This window comes from Pullulanibacillus pueri (genome assembly GCF_014639255.1).
GTDB lineage: Bacteria > Bacillota > Bacilli > Bacillales > Sporolactobacillaceae > Pullulanibacillus > Pullulanibacillus pueri.
The window spans coordinates 63,466-85,559 of sequence record NZ_BMFV01000016.1; the positions used below are offsets into that span (position 1 = coordinate 63,466).

The window sequence follows — 22,094 nt, forward strand, 5'->3', positions numbered from 1 at the left end:
CCTCTATCTATTAGCCGTGGCAAGAGGGAAAAGTTGAGGATTCTGGAAAAACTTTTTTGAAATTCTTCTTGGCTGTATCTAAACGGTGTGAAATAGCACTTTTACTTACACCCACACTTTTTGCATAGTCGGTCATTGACATGCCATCAAGATATACAGCAATAAAAGGTTCTGAATGTTTCGGCTTAAGAATGGTACGAATAATCTCACAGCAATACTCATATTCTTCTTTTTTCTCACGAGTCTCTTCATGTGTGTTATCAGAGAAATAGTCCATATGATCGGTTTCATCTACAGCTTGGTCATCTTTACGGAATGGCTTCTTTGGCATCCCTCTGTTTCTATCAAACTTGTGCCAGTTATTGTAGTCGGGCTTGTTAAAACGCTCGTCCATAATCTCCTGTGGTGAACGACGAGTTACCGTTTCCTTATCTTCGGCACAGGATAGCCTGTCCTCGTAATCTGCATCAATCATTAAAGTAAAGTCCTCGTCTGGTACCTCCAAATAGGTAGGTTTGTTGTCGTACATAATTCTAATTTTCATTTTGCATCCTTTCCGCCGGACTGCATTGGCGGCAAAGGATACAAAAATAGGTCTGTGCCTCGAAGTACACAGACCCTTTGTCCTGAAAATGAGCGCAACAAGGTAAGGTACTTCTATTGCAACGCATAACAATCCTTAACGGACTGAAACGTAACAATATGTATCCTTTGCCCTTATTGCAAATCAGGCATTTGATATTTTTATAGCTGGTAAGCGAACGAGTTTTTCTTTTTTGCTAAAAGTAAGCTTGTCTTACCATCTATTTAAATTTTATTAATTTGGACATCTGAAATCCTCAGCTGACACTCTGCTGATACTCCGCTGATACTCCGCAAATCTTTTTCATTTTCACCACGACAAAAAACTAAGCATTCGTAAAGAAATGCTTAGTATTTTTAGATTATTGATTGAAACACGCTTAGTAAATTGCTATAATAGTAAATACGCATTAATAAAAACCATCCAATAGTGCTTGGAGGGCGTTAAAAATGGCATTTAGTTATAATAAACTATGGAAACTTTTAATTGATAAAAAGATGTTGAAAAAGGATTTAATGGAAAAAACAAATTTAACTTCAACAACGTTAGCAAAAATGGGGAAAGATTTACCGGTAAGCATGGATGTGTTAGGAAGAATATGTAAAGCTCTTGAAGTTAACATAGGCGATATCGTTGACTACATCGATGATGATACTCCGAAGAAATAAAACTATTGAAGGAGGCGCAATGTATGAAAAAGTTATGCTTTGGTACTTTTGCAACAATTTTAAAGAGATGCAAGGCTAAAAGAATTTCACAAAAACGATTGTGTGGTACCATGCTGCTTTCTATTGCGCCTACCTATGATATTAGTGGAGAAGATGGTACCGTTTCAGATTTAATACTGGGTAAAAAAAATTTATCACCTATAGTAACTGATACCGCTCCTAGTGCAGATCCTCATGCTATCTCAGATTACTTTAAGCAAAACATTCTCCAGATGTTGGATAGTAATAAGAGAAGCCTTATCGCTTTAGCCCTAAAAGACATTATTGCATCTGATGACTCTATCGAGCGTGATACAGTTGTTGAAATAGTAAACCGCATGACAAAGGATGATATCATAAAGCGTAATGCCTTTGTATTGGAGGAATTCCTAGCAGGAATCCTACTTTATACGGTGCTTTACGTCGAAAATCGAAATTGTGAAAGTAGTGTTAGTGAGATAACAAATGAGTACATACAATCCTTTGAAGATAAAAAATTAGACATAAGCTTTATTACTACATATAGTAATTTGTCTCCAGAGACTGCTTACGAAATTGCAATCGACGCCCACTCGCTCGTGTTGCTTGCAGAAACAGGTGGCAAATGCCAAAAGTGCGGAAGAGTTTTAGGTATAAAAAAAGAAGGCAACGACATTAACTACGCTAAGGTCGTTCGCCTTTCAGAAACTGATGAAGTGGTTCTATGTGTTGAGTGTGAGCGTGAAATGCAGAGTGCCTCAAAAGAAGAGAAATTGGCTTTGCTTTCGGACAAGCGTGACTTGGAAAATCTTATGATAGCAAGAGATGCTACTTCACGATATACAATAGAGAAACAAATTGAACAAGTCCTTCGGGAAGTAGAATTAATGGATGCTACTGATGATACACAACTAAAAATTGAACCTGTTAAGGTTGAGAATAAAATCACCGAAAAACGGTTGAAAGATCGAGTGCTGTTTGATGTTCGGCAGTTATATGAGGGAGTCAATGATTCATTATATCGGCTTGCAGGCGAGAACAGTTTAAACGTTGATAAATTTGCTAGAAACGTTAGACGGATGTATGAAGATGCAAGTGAATCACGTATATCGCAAAGCGAAATTTACTATCTGCTTGTTGAAACATTGTTTGAAAAGACAGGCCGCAAATATAGAGGAGCGTGTGAGATTATAATCTCCTACTTCGTACAAAGGTGTGAGGTGTTCGATGAGATTACCAAATAAAGTAATTCCCTATACTAATAGCGTTATTGCTCTTTTCCCAGATATATTAGAAGCACTGTCGCAGCAGGACATGTCCCCTAAAGAATTGTTTGAAATAACAACTTTTCGTAAAAAGGACATGGCTGATTTCCTGAGTGCTTTAAATTGCTTGTTTGCATTAGGTAAAATTGAATTAATTGAGGAAGGGAGGGTGCTTCGCTATGTTAAAGGAAATTCAGTGTGATAAATTTGCACCGGATCATCGAGTTATCCGGTTTAATTCAGGCCTAAATACAGTTTTAGGTAGCGCAGGCGGTAGCAACGCAATCGGAAAATCAACATTTCTATGGATTATAGATTATGTATTCGGCGGTGAAAGCTATTACTCCCTAACTGATGATATAAAAAAGGAAATAGGTTCGCATATCATCTATTTCACTTTCGAGTTTGATGAACAGCCATACTATTTCTATAGAAGTACGGATGATCCTAAAAATGTATATCGAAGCGATGAAGAGGGCCGATTCATTACAAAATTATCGCTAGAAGATTTTCGGAAATTTCTGTTTCAGGAATATAAAATTGAGCTTCCTGCCCTTACATTTTCAGAAATAACCGAGCGTTTTTTCCGTATCTATGGTCGTGAAAATACACTTGAAAAGTATCCGTTGCTGGTAAAACCACGTGAGCAGGATGAAAAAGCTGTAGATTTTCTATTAAAGCTATTTGGGCATTACAGAATTCTTGCTTCTATAAAAAGTATGGAGGAAGAACTCGGAATTAAATCATCACAACTTAAGTCACGTCAGCGCCAGAAAGTGGATATAGAGAAAATTGAAAGTAACCAAAAAACAATAGAGTCGTTGAGGAATAGACTTCAAAAGCTAATGAAAAATAGTGAAGAAGCTCAATTAGCATTGTTCGGATTTGACACTCAAACGTTTGAACGAATTTCAGCAATCCAAAAAGAGTTGAATATCTTTGTTCGCAAGCGTAATCGCCTCCAATCACAGCTAAATGCTATAAAGAACAATATTGCTGATAACAAAGTCGACACCGCAAGTGAATTTGATTCCTTGGTACATTTTTTCCCAAACACTAATTTAAAGGCTTTTGAAGAGATTGAATATTTTCATAAAAAAATCAGAGAAATTCTAAGTGAAGAAATGGATGAGGAAATCGAGCGATTACAACCACTAATCGGTGAATATGACAAAGAGATTACGCGCCTTAATCGAAAAATTGAAGAATCTGGTCTTGCAAAAGAGATGTCTGAGAGGGTACTATCCCAGTGTGTTAATGTGTCTAAAAGCATCGATAAACTTGAAGAAGAAACAGCTGAGTTAATTCATCAAAAGGAACTTCAAGAAACACGAGCTGAATCGGAACAAATACTTGAACAACTGTTGTTGCAACAAACAGAAAAGTTGGAGGAAATACAAGATGACATAAATCTGCGCATGGAAATAATAAATGGCGTAGTAACTGAGAGAGAGGAGACCGCTCCTCTTTTGTATATTACTCCCCAAAAGGGAATCATCTTTGAAACACCTAGCAATACAAGTGAGGGAACAGCATACAAAAGCCTTGTTGTGTACGATTTAAGCATACTTGAATTACGGCCTATCCCTGCACTTATCCATGATTCAAATATTTTAAAGCGTATCGAGGATGTTCATCTGGAACGCATATTGGAGCGTTATCAGGCTAGTAGACGTCAGGTTTTTATTGCATTTGATAAAGCTGACTCTACAACTACAAAGGCTCATAAAATTTTAGAATCGACAGCAATCTTACGCTTATCGGACGGAAATGAATTATTTGGTCGTTCGTGGAGTAAATACGAATCGAATGATTATTAACATAGGAGGATCAAAAGAAATGGCTGCAATTGATGATTTATTGCGCCAAATTCCGGACACTTCCTTGCGTAGCCGCTTGGAAGAGGAATTTGCCCGCATTTCAAAAAATAAAAAATTTGGACTTGTATTTGAGGAACATATCCCTGAATGCACTCCACTTTATGAGGTTTCTATCAAACGTGGCTCTACTGTTGCACAAAAAACAGGCCATATTAATAATGTATATACGGTGCTGAAATTAGATGGAGATACTGCCCTTTGTCGTAACAAAGCAACTGGTAATACTGAGAACATACCAATCACGGAGCTAGTTTCAGTTGCTCAATTTGGCGAGCCAATTTTCCCCACCCTCCAGCCTATTGATTCAGTTAAAAATGCACCTGATAGTAACTTATGGCATACAATCATTGAAGCAGACAATTATCATGCCCTTCAGTTACTGGAATATCTCTACCCTAAGAAGGTTGATTGTATTTATATTGACCCCCCATACAACACCGGTGCGCGGGATTGGAAATACAATAATAACTATGTTGATTCTAGTGACAACTGGCGACACAGTAAGTGGCTCTCAATGATGCAAAAGCGATTAAAGATTGCAAAAAGAATACTTGCTGATGATGGTGTTTTGATTACTACAATAGATGATAATGAATATGCGCATCTATGGGTTCTTCTTCATGAGATTTTTCCAAACCTAACTCATACTTGCGTAACCATTCAGCATAATCCCGGTGGAACTCAGGGTAAAAAATTCTCTGTAACTCACGAATATGCAATATTTTCATATTCAGCTGATAGTATTATTTACCGTAAACAGCATACTGGTGGCGATGTCTATAATCTAAGACGTTGGGGAAGTACCTCAGGTCGTTATGAAGGCGCAACATGTTTCTATCCCGTAATTTTAGACTCGAATTATAACATTATCGGTTTCGGTGATTTACTTGATAAGGAATTACATCCATCAGCACAAGTAGAACACAATGACGATGGTACCATTTATGTCTGGCCTATTGATAAAAATGGCATAGAAAAGAAATGGAGATATGGACGAGATACTGTAGAAACTGTTAGGGATCGAATGTATGTTGAAAGGCGAGGAGACCGAATAGAAGTAATTCTTCGTAGGGAAAGTGAACCACCTAAAACTGTCTGGACAGATCCGTTATGTAATGCAGAAGCCCACGGTACTGATATGATCAAGGCCATACTTGGTGGTGGCTTCTCATATCCCAAATCACTCTATGCAGTCCGCGAAGCGCTAACATTCGCAGTTTCGGGTAAGAAAGACGCATTGATTGTTGACTTCTTTGCAGGAAGTGGTACCACATTACACGCAGTAAATTTACTTAATGCTGAGGACAACGGAAACCGCCGCTGCATTTTAGTAACTAATAACGAAGTCTCAGATGATGAATCAAAAACCTTGAAAAAAAATGGCTATAAGCCCGGTGATATTGAATGGGAAAAACATGGAATATGTCGTGCTATAACTTGGCCTAGAACAAAGTATAGTATCCTTGGAAGACGTGATGATAGCTCTGTCTTAACGGGTGAGTACTTTACTACTCAGACTGTATCTGATGAAGTAGACCGTTCATTCTATCAGTTAAGTTTTGTCGATAACCCTACAGAATTAACAGCAGCTGCAAAAAAGCAAATTGTTTCTTTACTTCGAAATAAGGAAGGAAAGTCACAATTGCCGCAATCATTAGTAACCAAAGACTGTAAATTCATTGTTTCAAATAAACATACAGCATCAATTCTTTTTGATGTAAATGCAGTTGATGAGTGGTTATCTGCCATTGAAGAACAGGATCAAATATCAGACTTTTATATAGCCTCAAAATCGACTGCCATATTCAAGTCAATTAAGACACGTGTTTCAGAATTGCTAGGCCCCATTATTGTAACATCACAAGTTAAACGTCCAATGAGCGATGGTTTTCCTGCAAATGCTGAATACTTCAAGCTAGAATTCTTGGATAAAAATCTTGTTTCATTGGGCCAACAGTTCCACGAAATACTACCATTACTTTGGCTCAAATCTGGAGCTATTGGAAAGCGACCAGAAGTAAATTACAATGAAGAACCAGAGATGTTAATTCTTCCGCAAAATGGCTTTGCTATTTTAGTCGATGAAACACGGTTCGCAGAATTTGCCGAAAAGCTTTCTGAAGAGAACGGTATCCAAATGGTCTATTTTGTAACTAACTCCGAGGAAGCATTCCGGGAAATGGCTGCCGGAGTAAAAGTAAATAACACATATCAATTATATCGAGATTATATCGATAACTTTGTGTTAGGAAGCAGGAGGGATTCATAAATGAGAGATATATTATTTCCTTTTCAGGAAACAGCCCTTGGTGAACTGCATTCTGCAATTAAGGATGCTCATGCAGTATGGCGTGAAAATAAGCCTCAGATAATCTCGTTTTCCGCACCAACTGGTTCGGGAAAAACTATTATTATGACGACTCTTTTTGAAGAAATACTCTATGGTAATGAGGACAACATTGGAGATCCAGATTCAGTATTTGTTTGGCTTTCCGATTCACCAGAACTTAACGAGCAAACACGCTTAAAAATTGAAAGCAAATCAGATAAAATCCCTGTTAGGGACTTGGTAACTATTGATTCAAACTTTAGTGCTGAGTATTTCGAAGGTGGTCACGTTTATTTTCTAAATACACAAAAACTCGGTTCTGATAAGCTACTGACTTCATCATCTGATAAGCGGCAGTATTCCATATGGGAAACCCTTACTAATACTGCTAAACGGATTCCTAAAAAGTTTTATGTGGTGATAGATGAAGCACATAGGGGAACTTATACATCTGTGCAAGCAGAAAATAAGGCGCAATCTATCATGCAAAAATTCATTAAGGGTAGTGAAGATGACGGTCTTTGCGTCATGCCTTTAATTATAGGTGTGACTGCAACTCCTCAGAGATTTGATAACTTAATTGCCGGAACGACTTCAACGGTTCAAAAAGTCATCGTCCCTCCTGAGCAGGTTCGTGAGTCAGGTCTTTTGAAAGATAGAATTATTATTCACTATCCAGATATTCAATTTAATGCTGATATGACCATGTTTAAAGGGGCAATTGATAATTGGCGCAAAAAATGCACTCATTGGAAGACTTACTGTGAGCGCGAAGATGAAAAAATGATAAACCCTATTCTTGTTATTCAAGTTGATGATGGGAATGATCGTATAGCAACCCAAACCGATTTGGGGGCTTGCATCGATTTACTAGAAGAATCGCTGGGACGCAAATTACAGCCTGGAGAAGCAGTACATACTTTTAATGACCATGGCACACTTAAAGTACGTGATGTTGAAATTCAGCAAATTGAAGCATCCCGAATTCAAGAAGAAGAAAATGTGCTGATTGTGTTTTTCAAAATGAATCTTTCCACAGGTTGGGACTGCCCGCGAGCTGAAACGATGATGTCATTCCGCAGTGCCCAAGACTATACTTATATTGCTCAGTTGCTAGGACGTATGATACGTACACCTTTGGCAAGACGGATTTCTTCTGATGCTGAGCTTAATAGTGTCAGCCTATTTCTTCCATACTTTGATGAAGAAACAGTGAAGAATGTAGTTAATGCCCTGCGTGACAGTGAGGCTGCTATGCCTACCGAAACAGGCACTAGTAAAGAGCTTGTTACACTTGGACGAAACCTTGCCTATTCCGATGTATTTGAGGCAATGGATAACCTCATAACTTATCGGATAGATTCATCTCGAAAGCAGGCACCACTTAAATTATTAATACAGCTTTCACGTGCACTGACGATGGATGGTATTGACTTAGGGGCGCAGAAAACTGTTAAAAATGCTGTTTTATCAAAAATGGATGGTGAGATTTCACGGATAAAAGAAAGTGGAGACTTTGACACTCGAGGGGCTTCAATTACTGGTTTTGCTCTCGGTACACTGATATTTGAATACGGAGACAATGCCTACTCCTTTGATGAAGAAACACAGACAATGACCATGTCCGATTTTGATATTTCCCGACATTTTGAGCAAGCTGGAAGGTTGTTGGGAGAGGGTTTACACAAGGAATATTGGATTCGTCATAGTACCCGAGACCATATTGATGTAAAAAAAGAAATCATCATTCTTACACATGATACTGATGCAATGGAAAGGATTAATGACTATGCTGAAGAAGAATTCATAACACTGTACGAAAACAACAAGCGATCCATTGCTAGACTTAGCGAGGCACGAAAGAATGTCTATGAAAGATTAACTAATGCTTCTGTACAACCGATATCTGTACCATGGATATTACCAGATTCTATTGATTTTTCTAAACCAGATAATAGCAGTAAATTTGAGCAGCATCTTTATTGTTTAGAGGACGGCACATTTGAAACATCACTGAATCCATGGGAAAGCGGAGTTATTACAGAAGAGCTTAACAATGGTGCTGTATGCTGGTTACGTAATCTTGACCGCAAAAAGTGGTCACTAGAAATCCCTTACGAAGTCAGCGGTGTCACCACTCCTATGTTCCCGGATTTAGTTATTGTTAGATCTGATGCACAAGGTTATGTTTTTGATATTTTAGAACCACACGATCCTAGCCGAAAAGACAATTATCCTAAGGCAGTGGGTTTAGCAAAATTCGCAGAGAAGCATTGGGATATATTTGGCAGGATTCAGCTCATTCGACTTAAAAAAGGTGTAGATGGTCGTGAACATTTCTATCGACTAGATATGGGAAAAACAACGATTAGGAATAAAGTTCGTGGCATAACATCAAACGAGGAACTGGATAGAATTTTCGATACAGATGCTGTACGAGAAGATTAAATAATACATCTATACTGTCTCCTCAACCCCAATAAAAAATCTAATCTATCAACTCGACCCTATCGTTTTCAGGGTAGTTGATATGTTTCCTCAAAGAATAAAAATGAGGGTTTCCCGACTTTAACATCCTCGGCAAAGTAGCCGTGAGCAAAGTTCAATGTCAGGAAACCCTTTATTTATCAGTGCTTTGAATAGCCTTATTTCTCCACCCGTGACATCAAGGCAACACACTCCACATGCGTGGTCTGTGGAAACATGTCAACCGGCTGGACGGCTTCGGTTTTGAAGCCGCCGTCTTCTAGGATGCGGAGGTCGCGTGCGAGTGTTGCTGGGTTGCAGGAGACGTAGACCATGCGTTTTGGCTTCATGTCGATAATCGTATCGAGCAGAGCCTGGTCGCAACCTTTGCGTGGGGGATCAACGACGATAACGTCGGGTTTGATCCCTTTTTCGGCCCAGGCTGGAATGACGTCTTCTGATTTACCGACTTCGAAAGTGACGTTACTTAATTTGTTTAACGCTGCGTTTGCTTTGGCGTCTTCAATGGCCTCTGGAACAATTTCGACGCCATAGACGTGGCCGGCTTTCTGGGCTAGGAAAAGCGAGATCGTACCGATGCCACAATAGGCGTCGATGACGGTTTCTTCCCCGGTGAGACCAGCGTATTCAAGTGCTTTATCATATAACACCTTGGTTTGCTCTGGGTTGACCTGATAAAAGGAGCGTGCAGAAATCGCAAATTTCACATCTCCAATTTGATCATAGATGACTTCTCGCCCCCAAAGAATGCGCGTTTCCTCACCAAAAATCGTATTGGTGCGTCTAGTATTGATATTTTGAGCAATCGATTTAATCTGTGGGAACTTTTTTGGGAGCTCCTGAATAAACCTTTTTCTAAACGGGAGATCCTGGCCGCGCGTCACGAGAATCACCATAAGCTCTCCACTTACTCTTCCGACTCGCACGACGATATGCCGAAGGGTGCCCCGATGTCTTTCCTCATCATAAGGTTCAATCCCACAGTCCTTAGCGATCCGCTTCACCTCTTGGATAACCTCATCGTTTGTGGAATCTTGGATGAGACAATGGTCCATCTCGATAATATGGTGGCTGCGTTTTTGATAAAAGCCCGCAATGAGCTCGCCATTTCTGCTCGCTACAGGGACCTGCGCTTTATTGCGATAATTCCAAGGCTCGTCCATCCCTAAAACCGACAAGACATCAATATGATCAAGTCCACCAATTCGGGATAAAGCCTCACGGACTTGCTTTTGCTTGAAATCAAGCTGACCTTTATAGCTGAGATGTTGAATTTGACAGCCACCACAGCGCCCAAAAATTTCACAAGGAGGATCGACTCGCTCCGGGCTTTGTTTTAAGATTTCAAGCTTCTTTCCAAATCCGTAGGCCTTCTTTAGCTTGATGACTTTGACTTCCGCCGTTTCACCTGGCAAGACATCCGGAACAAAAAGGGTATAGCCCTTGACCTTACCTACGCCCGAACCATCATGAGATAGATCAGTAAAGGTCACTTCAACAGTTTCATTTTTCTGTACGGGTGGTGCATCAGTCATCATTCTCACTCACTTTTGCAATCTAAATAGGGCGAAAGACAGACCTCGGTCTGTCCTCCCCCTTGATTATGCTCTTCCTTCGACTTTTTCAGTCGTTTCTTCATTCCAACGATCAGCGGTTTCTTTTGGCACAATGAGTTGGAGATGGTGAGGGAGACTATCGAAGGTCCCGGGTAACATCCCACCATATTCCCCATCTAAATTTAATTGCATTTTCTCTTCAGTCTCTACCTTGACGTGGGCTGCTTTAGTATATAACACCTTAGGATCGTTAATGTGTTCACCCTTTAAGGCAAGCCGTGCCAAGCGAATGAATTCCGCTAGGTTCGTCTTTTTCAAAACCAAAAGATCAAACATCCCATCATTATAAGACGCATTTGGAGCAATTTTTTCAAATCCTGCGACGGAATTAGTGTTGGTCACAAAGAACAACATAATCTCATCTTCTAAAAGTTTGCCGTCATATTCGATGCGAACATGGGTTGGGCGAATAGAGGGAAGCATTTCAATTCCCTTCATGTAATAAGCGAGCTGACCGAGCATTGTTTTGAGCTTACTCGGTACCTCATAGGTTAACTCTGTCAGCGTACCGCCACCCGCAATATTAATAAAATATTGGTGATTCACTTTGCCAATATCTAGAGGAACCTCGTGCCCTTCACAAAGGATATCACAAGCCTTCTCAATATCCTTAGGCATGTTGATTGCCCGGGCAAAATCGTTTGTGGTTCCCATTGGGATAATCGCAAACTTTGGCCGATTCGGTTGTTCAGCCAGGCCATTGATGACCTCATTAATTGTTCCATCTCCGCCAGCTGCAATTACGAGATCAAAGCCTCGCTGTACTGCAGCCCGAGCACTTGTTGTTGCATCTCCCACACCAGTCGTTGCGTGACAAGACGTTTCATATCCGGCACCTTCAAGGCGTTCAAGAATATAAGGTAAATTGCGTTTCATAAGCTCTCGACCTGATGTTGGATTATAGATTAATCTTGCTCGTTTCATTTTAATCACCTTCATGTGAGATTGAAAACTAAGAATGCTATCTAAGTCTTCACCGTCCATAAAAAGGCAGCTCCCTTAAATTGGGAAAGCTGCTCGTCCACTCAACATATTATAATTGAAATACGATTAAAAAGAAAGTTTCATGATAGGCCATACCCTATTACTATGCAAAAACCTAAAAAGTGATACAAAGATTTAACCCCATGAAAGTGCTGCCCCTTCATAAATTGCCCGTTTGGCATCCAGCTCTCCTGCGTGTTTGGCACCTCCGATAGTCGTGACCGAGATCCCTTTATCTTCTAAAGATGCTGTACTTAAAACAGTGGATTCCTGTCCAGCAGCAATAATAACGGTATCCGCCTCCACTAAAGTCGTGAGCTCCTCACCATCTTCCCCAATATGATCAATGACCACACCTTCAGGCTGAATGGATTGGTAACTTAAATGTGTCAGAAATTGAACATTATGTTGCCGCAGATACTGTACCAATGCCCATCTTGTTGTTTTCCCCAGCCCTGCTCCCATCTTGCCGTTCCGACGTAAGAGCGTGATTTTCCGTGACCCTTCTTCCAATAAAAAGTGGGCAAGATCACAGGCAATGCCGCCAGCCCCAATGACTGCTACTTTTGGTCCTACACGCTCTGGATGGTGAAAGGCGTCTGTATACAGCAGGACATTCTCGCGATCGGTCCCATTAATGTCTGGTATACGCGGACGCACACCCGTGGCCAATACAACTTCCTCAAAGCCTCCCTCGATTAAAGCTGCTTCACTTACCTCCTCATTTAAAACCACTTTGACCCTAAAGCGATGGAGCTCTGTTGTATAATAACGGAGTGTTTCATTAAATTCCTCTTTACCCGGGACACGACGGGCATAATTGAGCTGCCCGCCAATTTCCTTACCAGCCTCAAACAAAGTCACATGATGACCTTGTTCTCCAAGCGATCGTGCTGCTTCTAAGCCCGCAGCGCCGCCTCCTACCACTGCAATTTTTCTTGGCTGTTCTGTTTCTGTCAATGTTAGGAGATGCTCCCGGCCTGTTCGAGGATTGACCAAACAACTGACTGGCTTGCCTTCAAAAGCATGATCGAGACAGGCCTGATTACAGGCAACACAAGTATTAATATAATCAAATGCACCCTTTGCAGCCTTTTGCAAAATTTCAGGATCCGCCAGGAAAGGACGAGCCATCGAGATCAAATCGCAACGCCCTTGCTTAAGATAAGCGTTAGCCTCCTTCGGATCATTAATACGATTGCTTCCGATCACTGGGATACGTAAGTGTTGCTTTAAGTTTTCAGCAATATAAAGAAAACCTGCGCGCGGCACCATCTGGGAAATCGTCGGTACCTGAGATTCATGCCAGCCAATCCCAATATTTAAGGCATCAGCCCCTAACACTTCAAGCGCTTGCGCAAATTGAATGGTCTCTGCTTCCGTTGTGCTCCCTGGAATAAGGTCTGTCCCAGACATACGGAAGATCACAGGACTACCAGGACCTACGGCTTTTCTTACCGCTTCTAGTACTGAAAGCGGAAATCGCATCCGCTTTTCAAAGTTTCCTCCCCAGTCATCGTCACGCTTATTGGTTACTGGTGACAAGAATTGATTCAGCAAATAGCCTTCAGACCCCATAATTTCTATAGCGTCAAAACCCAACTCAACTGCCTTTTTCGCCGCAATAGCATAGCTCTCGATTAAGGAACGAATCTCATGATCCTCGAGGGCTCTAGGCGGATAATGATGGATAGGAGATTGGATCGCTGAAGGGGCAACAGAGTTTTTTGAATAAGCATACCTGCCCGCATGAAAAAGCTGGGCTGCAATTCGCCCTCCAACCACATGAACCTCAGTGGTCATTTTCCTCATGATGTCACAATCTTCCTCGCGGTAAAAACCAAGGAACTTGTCTCCCCCTTCACCTTCAGGAGAAACAGCAATGCCTCCGGTAATGATGAGCCCAGGCCCACCAGTCTTTGCTCTGATTTTATAAAAAGTCGTCAGCGCCTTGCCCGTTTTATCAAGACCCTCTAAACCAGTGTGCATAGACCCCATAATGACACGATTCCTCAAAGTTAGTCCAGCCAATTGAAAAGGCGCTAATAGATAGTCCAAGCCGTTCATTCAGCATTCTCCTTTTCTTACCGTTATCTCATCTTCTATATTAAAACCTTCTTATGATGCACTATTAGTCTATGTTTTGGTTTCGCTAATCTATGATAAAAATCCTGCCTGACTATGATTTTAAAAGAATGATAGGGGTTTTGAATAATTCTTCCAAAGCTTTTAACCTAAAATAGAATGGGAACCTTTCCGCTGCTTTCTAGTAATAGCTTCCTACTCTTTTTCTGTTTGAACTTTACTCATCTTCGGACTCCCAGCGACTTCATGAGCGAATTACTGTCCAAACTTTATTCGACTTCGGACTTTCATCGGCTTCATGAGCGAACTACTGTCCGAACTTTATCCATCTTCGGACTCTAATGGGCTTCCTAAGCGAATGACTGTCCGAACTTTGTCCATCTTCGGACTCTCACGGGCTTCCTAAGCCAACTACTGTCCGAACTTTATCCATCTTCGGACTCTCATGGGCTTCCTAAGCGAATGACTGTCCGAACTTTGTCCATCTTCGGACTCTCACACGCTTACTAAGCCAACTACTGTCCGAACTTTGTCCATCTTCGGACTCTCACACGCTTACTAAGCCAACTACTGTCCGAACTTTATCCACCTTCGGACTCTCACGGGCTTCTTGACCAAATTACTGTCTGAACTTTTTATACCTTCTTCCCTGTTAAATAAAAAACGCCTCACAGCACGGGGCTGTGAGGCATCTTTTAACTCAAGTTATTATCTTTTGGCCATTTCTTCTAATAAAATCTTGTTCACCATTGGTGGGTTGGCTTGTCCTTTGGTGAGTTTCATGACCTGACCGACGAGGAAGCCGAGGGCGCGATCTTTTCCGTTTTTATAATCGATGATCGATTGCTCGTTAGCATCGAGAAGTGGAATGATCACATCTTTTAGAGCGCCTTCGTCTGAAATTTGGACGAGACCTTTTTCTTTGACGATTTTCTCTGGATCGCCGCCGTTGGTCATAAGCTCCTTGAATACTTTTTTAGCAATCTTCGAGGAGATGGTGCCTTTTTCGATCAACTCAATAAGCTTGGCAAGCGCTTCGGGTGTGAGTGGTACCTCGTTGATCTCTTTATATTCTTTGTTAAGCTGAGCGGAAACTTCTCCCATTAACCAGTTAGAGGCTTGCTTCGCATCGCCGCCAGCGGCAATGGTCCCTTCGAAAAAGTCAGCCATTGATTTGGTTTGGGTTAAGACCGCTGCATCATAAGCAGGAATCCCAAACTCGCTCACATAACGTTCTTTACGGGCATCTGGAAGTTCTGGAATTTCAGCGCGCACGCGTTCCTTCCATGCCTCATCAATGTGTAATTTCACAAGGTCAGGCTCTGGGAAATAGCGATAGTCATCCGAGCCTTCTTTAACACGCATAAGAATCGTTTCCTTGGTGGCTTCATCAAAGCGACGGGTTTCTTGTTCGATGATACCGCCAGAAAGGAGCACACGCTCTTGACGCTGTTGTTCAAATTCAAGCCCCTTTTGAACAAAGCTAAAAGAGTTCAAGTTTTTGAGTTCAGTTTTCGTCCCGAATTTCTCCTGACCATATGGGCGAAGGGAAAGGTTAGCATCACAGCGCAGAGAGCCTTCTTCCATCTTACAGTCGGACACCCCTGTATATTGCATAATGGCTTTTAATTTTTCAAGGTAAGCATAGGCTTCCTCAGGTGTGCGGATATCAGGTTCTGACACGATCTCCACAAGTGGTGTACCGACACGGTTAAAATCAACGAGTGAGCCATCATTAACGTGTGTTAATTTTCCAGCGTCTTCCTCTAGGTGCAAGCGAGTAATACCGATTCTCTTCTTCTTGCCATCGACTTCAATCTCAATATAGCCATTCTCGCCAATCGGTTTATCGAATTGTGAGATTTGATAGGCTTTCGGATTATCAGGGTAAAAGTAGTTTTTGCGATCAAATTTCGTATCGGTGGCAATCTCACAGTTCAATGCCATCGCAGCCCGCATCGCAAAGTCAACCGCTTGTTCATTTAATACCGGTAAAACGCCGGGATGACCGAGGCAGATGGGACATGTATGTGTATTTGGTGGGGCACCAAATTCTGTAGAGCACCCACAAAAGATTTTTGAATTCGTTTTGAGCTCAACATGGACTTCAAGGCCAATAATTGTTTCGAGATTCATTTAAGCATTCACCCCTTCTAATGCCGGTGTTAATTTGAGGTTAGCCGCTTGTTCATAAGCATGGGCGGTGCGATAAATCGTCGCTTCGTCAAAAGGCTTCCCAATAATTTGTAGCCCTACAGGAAGACCGTTCGCTAAACCACAAGGTACGCTAATCGCAGGGACACCCGCAAGATTGACCGGAATGGTTAGAATATCATTTGCGTACATGGTTAATGGATCATCAATCTTTTCACCGATTTTAAAGGCAGTCGTTGGGGTTGTGGGTCCAATGACAACATCGTAGTTTTCAAAAACTTTTTCAAAGTCACGCTTAATCAGCGTCCGCACCTTTTGCGCCTTTTTGTAATAAGCATCATAGTATCCAGAACTGAGAGCAAAGGTTCCGAGCATGATTCGACGCTTCACCTCTTCACCAAAGCCTTCACTACGTGTCTTTTTGTACATATCAATCAAATTATCAGCTGCCGCACGTACACCATAGCGCACGCCATCAAAACGCGCGAGGTTGGCTGAAGCTTCAGAGGACGCAATGATATAGTAAGCAGCAACCGCATATTTAGAATGAGGTAGTGATACTTCTTCGACAACCGCACCTAGGGATTCTAACTGAGCAATGGCTTTTTTAACCGTCGTTTTGACTTCTTCACTGACACCTTCACCAAAATATTCCTTTGGTACAGCAACACGAAGACCTTTGACCTCGCCGGTTAGAGCTTTAGTGAAGTCAGGAACATCGACATTGGCTGACGTTGAATCATAGACATCCACTCCAGAAATCGCCTGCAGGAGATGGGCGTTGTCTTCAACATTGCGTGTGAATGGTCCAATTTGATCAAGTGATGAGGCAAAAGCGATTAAACCAAATCGGGACACCCGTCCATATGTCGGCTTCATGCCAACAACACCACAAAAAGCGGCGGGTTGACGAATAGAGCCCCCGGTATCGGAACCTAATGAATAGGGAACCATGCCGGCAGAAACCGCTGCTGCGGAACCCCCACTTGATCCTCCTGGTACTCGGGTAAGATCCCATGGATTCAATGTTTTAAAGTAGCTGGAATTCTCATTCGAGGATCCCATCGCAAACTCGTCCATATTCAGTTTACCAATGACGATCCCGTTTTGAGCATTGATTTTCTCAACAACCGTGGCATTATGAAGCGGTTCAAAATTAGCAAGAATTTGGCTTGCGGCTGTTGTCTTAAGATTTTTCGTGACAATATTATCTTTCACACCAATAGGCAGTCCAAATAAAGCGGCATCAGCATTGCCGCGTTCAGCATCTAACGCCTTGGCCTTCTCAAGAGCTGCTTCTTTATTAAGGGTTAAAAAGGCATGAATGCTCGCATCTGTCTTTTGAATATTTTTATAGGATTCCTCGACCAATTCCGTTACGGAGAGGTCTTTTTTATGTAAACGATCGTGTATAGATTTATACCCTTCATCAAATAGAGCCAAATCATTACCCTCCTTATAATCACTATATTACTTATTCGCCTAGAACTTTTGGTACCTTGACCTGACCCTCTTGTTCTGCAGGTGCATTCTTTAAAGCCTCTTCGCGTGCCAACGAGTCATGTACTTTATCCTCACGTAAAACATTTGCGATATCAAGCACATGAGTAGTTTCTTCAACACCCTCTGTATCGAGCTCATTAAGTTGTTCCGCGAAACCGATAATATCGCCAAGATCCTTCGCAAAAGCCTCAACCTCTTCTTCTGTAAAAGTCAGGCGAGCAAGATGGGCAACGTGTTTGACTTGTTCTTTTGAAATATCTGCCATTCTATCACCTCCATAAAATATGATTTTAATAATGAATCCAAAGAACAACATTGGGGGAACCACAAACAAAAATGACGTTAATAGGAACATCACAAACAGGATCTACACGTCAAACGCCGAACGGGCCTACGTCTGTAGGCCCAAGGTAAAGAGTGTGGTGACCCAACTGTACCTGAGACGACATGAGGACTGAAGGAACCAAACCAGCCTAGTCATTCACAATTTATTCTTTGACGATCTCAAACAGCTTTTAATAGTTTGATGATACCAAATTCCGCTAGAAATAAGCAACTCTATCACAGCGAAGCCTCTATTAAAAATAAGGGAAAGTGGCAGTCTTTGTTCAGGGACTATACCCCTTTTTTCACGATCTTGTGAATATTATCCATGACCTCTGCAATGGGAGGATGGAAGACCCAATCGATCGTACTCTCTTTTGAGAATGCCACAGGCTCTTCCTTAGTTGCGAGCTTTTCTAAAGCCTTCAAAGCAGGGGCTTTAGAAAAGCGCTGATTCACCAAAGACGATTTAGAGCTCTTTAGTTTTTGAACATCCTTTTTCTTAGTATCAAAGTCCACTGCCCAATGGATCACTGCGGCAACAACATGCTTACAGCAAATAACATCATCAGGACAGGAGCAAATAAAGAGCGCTTTATCTAAGTGAGGAAGACCGGCTTTGTTCACTCCTTCAAAAAAGGCAGACACATTGTATTTCTTGCTTCCCTTGACACTTGCTGTAAAGCCAAAGATTTTGTCCTGAAAGTCCGTGACCGCCCGATTCCGATACAACTCTAACCCCCGATGGGTTCTCCGCGTGTCCACCCGTGAAAAGAAGCGATCGAGCCACTGTTTGAGGGCTTTATTCGTCGTTATCTCTTCAAGTGTATGGATCATTGGACCACCTGCTTTCTCAGTTGAACAAGATCAAGAATTTCCTGGTCGGTCATCTCAGTGACCCACCCTTCCCCATTGCCCAGAATCTGTCCTGCCAGACCTTTCTTCTTTTCAATCAATTCATCAATTCTTTTCTCCAGTGTCCCCTCAGAGATCAATTTATAGACGTGAACATCTCGTCTTTGCCCAATTCGATAGGTCCGGTCTGTTGCCTGTTCCTCTACCGCTGGATTCCACCAGCGATCATAGTGGATAACATGATTGGCACTGGTAAGGTTCAAGCCAAACCCACCTGCTTTGAGGGATAAAATAAAGACCCCTTTTCCTTTATTCTCCTGGAATTGTTGAATCATTTTCTCCCTTTTTTGAACGGGAACACTCCCATGTAAAAACTCAACTGGAACGTCTGGATATTTTTGTTGTAAAGCCTGCATAAGGATCTTTCCCATTTTTACATATTGAGTGAAAACAAGTACGCTTTGTTCAGCCTCCATAATGGCATCCATTAACTCGAAAAAGCTGATTAATTTTCCTGAATTCATCCTTTGCTCATCATAAATCGATACTAACCCTGGATGATCACAAATTTGCTTGAGCCTTGTTAAGGTTGATAAAATCAGACCTTTCCGCTGAATTCCTGTCGCTTTGGCCATTTTAGCTGACAAATCCTCGACGACATTTTGATACATAGAAGCCTGCGTTTCTGTGAGATGACAAAACACTTTTTCTTCACTTTTCTCCGGTAAATCCTTAATAATTCGTTTATCTGTCTTCTCCCGCCGGAGCAAGAAGGGTTGAATGAATCGTTTTAAGAGCGCCGACTTCTCTTTATCGCCATGCTTTTCAATAGGATTAATAAACTCCCGTCTAAAGCTTGCCAAGGACCCTAAGTAGCCAGGATTTAAAAAGTCCATGATAGACCAGAGCTCCTCTAAGCGGTTTTCAATCGGTGTCCCCGTTAATGCCAGACGATGGCGTGCCCGATAGGACCTGAGTGCTTGACTCTTCTTGGCTGAAGGATTCTTAATGGCTTGGGCCTCGTCGAGGATTAGTGCGGACCACATTTGTTCATCCAATAGGGCTTTATCATTGACAATAAGCGTGTAGCTAGTAACCACCACATCAAATGAAGCCACCTGTTTTTTAAACGCTTTGTCAGAAAGGCGGTCCTGTCCGTGATGGGTGTATATGGAAAGCGAGGGTGCAAAGGCCCTAATTTCCCTAACCCAGTTTCCAATCACCGAAGTCGGACAAACGATAAGGGCAGGCTCGTCAGGGTGATCTTGGGTATGCTTAAGCAAATACGTTATCGTTTGAATGGTTTTCCCAAGCCCCATATCATCTGCCAAACAGCCCCCAACGCCACTTTCCTTTAATTGCGACAGCCAACTATACCCTCTTTTTTGATAAGGACGTAGATTGCCTTGAAGCTTAGTGGGGACATGCTTATTCTTATCTGGCTTATGAATGATCGAACTCAAATAATGCTCCAGCTTAGTATCCATCCGAATATCGATAGGATGAGAGAGATTATCTTTCTGCGCCAAAGAAAAACGCATCGCATCGGAAAAACTCCCTCTCTTGCTAAGCTTAGCTCCTGACTCGCGCAAATTCGTGTAAAGAGCATTCAATTGATCAAGGGGGAGCTCAATCCACTCATCACCACTTTTATGAAAGCGTCGCTGTTCCCTGACGAGTTGTTCAAATTGCTCCGTCGTCAGGCCAAGCTTCCCTATGGAAATACGCCAATCAAAATCCACTAATGAATCCAACGTAAACACGGAATGGCTGGATGAGACATCGAGATCAACCTGAACATTTTGTCTCCGGGCATCACGGACCTTCATCCAATCAGGAAAGAGCATCTGGATATTTTTCGATTTGAACTCTTCACGATGATTATACAGATCAAGGACGTCATCCGTTGATATCATACCGTTCGTATTGTATTCCAAGACCTTCAATCGCTTATTAAACTGAGTAAGCGCAGTCAGGCGATCATTCACCCATTCAATCAGCCCATTTTCCCTGCGATCAAATAAATCATCTAACGAAAAAAATCCAATATGATTTTTGGTGCCCTTATAGGCTTGAATGACAAGTTCGACATACCAATCGGCCCCAGGTAAAAAGGGATCCGTACGCTCTTGAGGCTCAAAATGCATGTCGATCTGCAGGGGCTCTAACCATTCATCGAGATACGCCTTTTTAAAGGCAGTCATTTCCTTTTCTGTCTCACTCTCATAGCTCGTTTGCACAAACGCTCGGATGCTCTTTTGAAAATCTTCATAGGTCGCCATCTCATAAGGATCATCGATTTTTTTATAGTAAGGTAGCGGCTCTTGAATGAGGTGGTAAAACCATTCCGCTGACAATTTCTTATAGAAATCATGCTCTGGCCATTTCAGCACTTCCGCTTGATAGGCCTTCTTTAACTTTTGCCGTACGACACGATCGACCCAACTATCCACCACCGCGTAAAACCAGCGTTTAAGCGGAAGCGGCGCCACCACCTTTGGAGATAGCGCTTCTTCTGGAATTCGATGAAGCCATCTTGACAACATCCCTGAATCTTTTAACAAGTTTTTCCTCAGCACCCATTGTCCCGAAACATAAAGGATGTCTTCACTTTTCACTAGTGTCAGCATTGGGTAGAAGTGACCATTTTCCAATAATACAGTGATGCCATTGACTATTTCGGAAAAAAAACGCCATGATTCACTTGGAAGAATCCATGGAGGAAGGGTATTGACATAGCGATCGCTTTTAAACAGTTCAAAGGCGGCTTCCATTGTGAGAAAAATACCGTCACTTTTAACATCCTGTTCCTTTTCAAGTTCCAATTTTCCTGAGATCGCTTTATGCTTCTCTAAGAATTCTCTCCAAATCAAGCTGGCACTTAGTTGATTTTTTAGAGATTTATTTAGCGTACGGGCAAGCATCCCATTAGTATGAGTGAGCCACAGAAAAAAGGCGGTCTTATTCCCCTTATCCGCCACAAACGCAATGTTCAATTGTTGATCCATGACTAACACCCCTAAAAATGACTTGACCTGTTCAAAAAGCCCCATGCACCAAGCTACTAAAAACATGCAGAGAGCCTCATTTCAAATACTTAAAGGATACCAAGTGGTGCATCATATCCTTCCATATAAAAACGTCTAACTATCATCATTCATATTCCCGTTTTAAGACCTTCCCATAAATATAACATATTTTTCATTAAAAATCTTTTAGTCGTTGGAGGTGGCTTTTCTGCTTACTTGGTCTAGTGCTTGTAAGAAGCTCCCCGCGTGGCCAAATACAATTCTAGGCACATCAATACACAAAAAAACCCATTCGTCCTCCTATATAATGCGCG

General features: G+C 41.8%; 15 protein-coding genes. 6 read left to right on the top strand and 9 right to left on the bottom strand.

Translation table 11 applies throughout. The annotated features are described in order from the left end of the window. Positions 1-10: 10 nt before the first annotated feature. On the bottom strand, positions 11-544 hold the full coding sequence (locus IEV91_RS11385; RefSeq protein WP_229745553.1) for a hypothetical protein: 534 nt from the start codon (positions 542-544) through the stop codon (positions 11-13). Positions 545-1,032: 488 nt separating this feature from the next. Between IEV91_RS11385 and IEV91_RS11390 the strand changes: the two genes are divergently transcribed. The 6 genes from IEV91_RS11390 to IEV91_RS11415 are packed head-to-tail and all read left to right on the top strand — an operon-like array spanning position 1,033 to position 9,191. Continuing rightward, positions 1,033-1,251, top strand: coding sequence for a helix-turn-helix domain-containing protein (locus tag IEV91_RS11390; protein WP_188497529.1), 219 nt, complete (start codon positions 1,033-1,035; stop codon positions 1,249-1,251). Positions 1,252-1,274: 23 nt separating this feature from the next. After that, entirely contained in the window at positions 1,275-2,513 is a 1,239-nt protein-coding gene (locus IEV91_RS11395) for an ABC-three component system protein (protein ID WP_188497530.1), read from the top strand. Further along, on the top strand, positions 2,497-2,736 hold the full coding sequence (locus IEV91_RS11400; protein WP_188497531.1) for an ABC-three component system middle component 7: 240 nt from the start codon (positions 2,497-2,499) through the stop codon (positions 2,734-2,736). Before IEV91_RS11395 ends, IEV91_RS11400 begins: the two co-directional genes overlap by 17 nt. Beyond that, positions 2,714-4,354, top strand: coding sequence for a DUF2326 domain-containing protein (locus IEV91_RS11405; protein WP_156991233.1), 1,641 nt, complete (start codon positions 2,714-2,716; stop codon positions 4,352-4,354). Before IEV91_RS11400 ends, IEV91_RS11405 begins: the two co-directional genes overlap by 23 nt. Positions 4,355-4,373: 19 nt before the next feature. Beyond that, positions 4,374-6,683 (top strand): site-specific DNA-methyltransferase, encoded by a 2,310-nt coding sequence (locus IEV91_RS11410; RefSeq protein ID WP_040303644.1) that lies wholly within the window; start codon positions 4,374-4,376, stop codon positions 6,681-6,683. Continuing rightward, positions 6,684-9,191: a DEAD/DEAH box helicase gene (locus tag IEV91_RS11415; RefSeq protein ID WP_188497532.1), complete on the top strand. Its 2,508-nt coding sequence runs from the start codon at positions 6,684-6,686 to the stop codon at positions 9,189-9,191. It abuts the gene before it with no gap. 197 nt (positions 9,192-9,388) lie between these two features. Here the strand turns inward: IEV91_RS11415 and rlmD are convergent, their stop codons facing one another. The 8 genes from rlmD to IEV91_RS11455 form a co-directional block, all read right to left on the bottom strand. Then, positions 9,389-10,768, bottom strand: coding sequence for a 23S rRNA (uracil(1939)-C(5))-methyltransferase RlmD (gene rlmD / locus IEV91_RS11420; RefSeq protein WP_188497533.1), 1,380 nt, complete (start codon positions 10,766-10,768; stop codon positions 9,389-9,391). A 63-nt stretch (positions 10,769-10,831) separates the two neighbouring features. Continuing rightward, the gene (locus IEV91_RS11425; protein WP_188497551.1) at positions 10,832-11,770 is read right to left on the bottom strand and encodes a diacylglycerol kinase; all 939 of its coding nucleotides are present in this window, start codon (positions 11,768-11,770) and stop codon (positions 10,832-10,834) included. Between the two features lie 195 nt (positions 11,771-11,965). Then, positions 11,966-13,897, bottom strand: coding sequence for an oxidoreductase (locus IEV91_RS11430; RefSeq protein ID WP_188497534.1), 1,932 nt, complete (start codon positions 13,895-13,897; stop codon positions 11,966-11,968). Positions 13,898-14,623: 726 nt separating this feature from the next. Then, complete coding sequence (gatB, locus tag IEV91_RS11435; RefSeq protein ID WP_188497535.1) at positions 14,624-16,051, bottom strand: Asp-tRNA(Asn)/Glu-tRNA(Gln) amidotransferase subunit GatB; 1,428 nt, start codon at positions 16,049-16,051, stop codon at positions 14,624-14,626. Next, a complete protein-coding gene (gene gatA / locus IEV91_RS11440; RefSeq protein WP_188497536.1) occupies positions 16,052-17,512 on the bottom strand; it encodes an Asp-tRNA(Asn)/Glu-tRNA(Gln) amidotransferase subunit GatA in 1,461 nt (486 codons plus the stop codon). A 31-nt stretch (positions 17,513-17,543) separates the two neighbouring features. Beyond that, positions 17,544-17,837, bottom strand: coding sequence for an Asp-tRNA(Asn)/Glu-tRNA(Gln) amidotransferase subunit GatC (gene gatC / locus IEV91_RS11445; RefSeq protein ID WP_188497537.1), 294 nt, complete (start codon positions 17,835-17,837; stop codon positions 17,544-17,546). Positions 17,838-18,187: 350 nt separating this feature from the next. Then, the gene (locus tag IEV91_RS11450) at positions 18,188-18,733 is read right to left on the bottom strand and encodes an SWIM zinc finger family protein (protein ID WP_188497538.1); all 546 of its coding nucleotides are present in this window, start codon (positions 18,731-18,733) and stop codon (positions 18,188-18,190) included. Beyond that, positions 18,730-21,825: a DEAD/DEAH box helicase gene (locus IEV91_RS11455; RefSeq protein ID WP_188497539.1), complete on the bottom strand. Its 3,096-nt coding sequence runs from the start codon at positions 21,823-21,825 to the stop codon at positions 18,730-18,732. Before IEV91_RS11455 ends, IEV91_RS11450 begins: the two co-directional genes overlap by 4 nt. Between the last annotated feature and the right edge of the window lie 269 nt (positions 21,826-22,094).

Coding starts and splice junctions, on each gene's coding strand:
- IEV91_RS11385 (WP_229745553.1), bottom strand. CDS start 544: ATGAAAATTAGAATTATGTACGACAACAAACCTACCTATTTGGAGGTA.
- IEV91_RS11390 (WP_188497529.1), top strand. CDS start 1,033: ATGGCATTTAGTTATAATAAACTATGGAAACTTTTAATTGATAAAAAG.
- IEV91_RS11395 (WP_188497530.1), top strand. CDS start 1,275: ATGAAAAAGTTATGCTTTGGTACTTTTGCAACAATTTTAAAGAGATGC.
- IEV91_RS11400 (WP_188497531.1), top strand. CDS start 2,497: ATGAGATTACCAAATAAAGTAATTCCCTATACTAATAGCGTTATTGCT.
- IEV91_RS11405 (WP_156991233.1), top strand. CDS start 2,714: ATGTTAAAGGAAATTCAGTGTGATAAATTTGCACCGGATCATCGAGTT.
- IEV91_RS11410 (WP_040303644.1), top strand. CDS start 4,374: ATGGCTGCAATTGATGATTTATTGCGCCAAATTCCGGACACTTCCTTG.
- IEV91_RS11415 (WP_188497532.1), top strand. CDS start 6,684: ATGAGAGATATATTATTTCCTTTTCAGGAAACAGCCCTTGGTGAACTG.
- rlmD (WP_188497533.1), bottom strand. CDS start 10,768: ATGATGACTGATGCACCACCCGTACAGAAAAATGAAACTGTTGAAGTG.
- IEV91_RS11425 (WP_188497551.1), bottom strand. CDS start 11,770: ATGAAACGAGCAAGATTAATCTATAATCCAACATCAGGTCGAGAGCTT.
- IEV91_RS11430 (WP_188497534.1), bottom strand. CDS start 13,897: ATGAACGGCTTGGACTATCTATTAGCGCCTTTTCAATTGGCTGGACTA.
- gatB (WP_188497535.1), bottom strand. CDS start 16,051: ATGAATCTCGAAACAATTATTGGCCTTGAAGTCCATGTTGAGCTCAAA.
- gatC (WP_188497537.1), bottom strand. CDS start 17,837: ATGGCAGATATTTCAAAAGAACAAGTCAAACACGTTGCCCATCTTGCT.
- IEV91_RS11450 (WP_188497538.1), bottom strand. CDS start 18,733: ATGATCCATACACTTGAAGAGATAACGACGAATAAAGCCCTCAAACAG.
- IEV91_RS11455 (WP_188497539.1), bottom strand. CDS start 21,825: ATGTTTTTAGTAGCTTGGTGCATGGGGCTTTTTGAACAGGTCAAGTCA.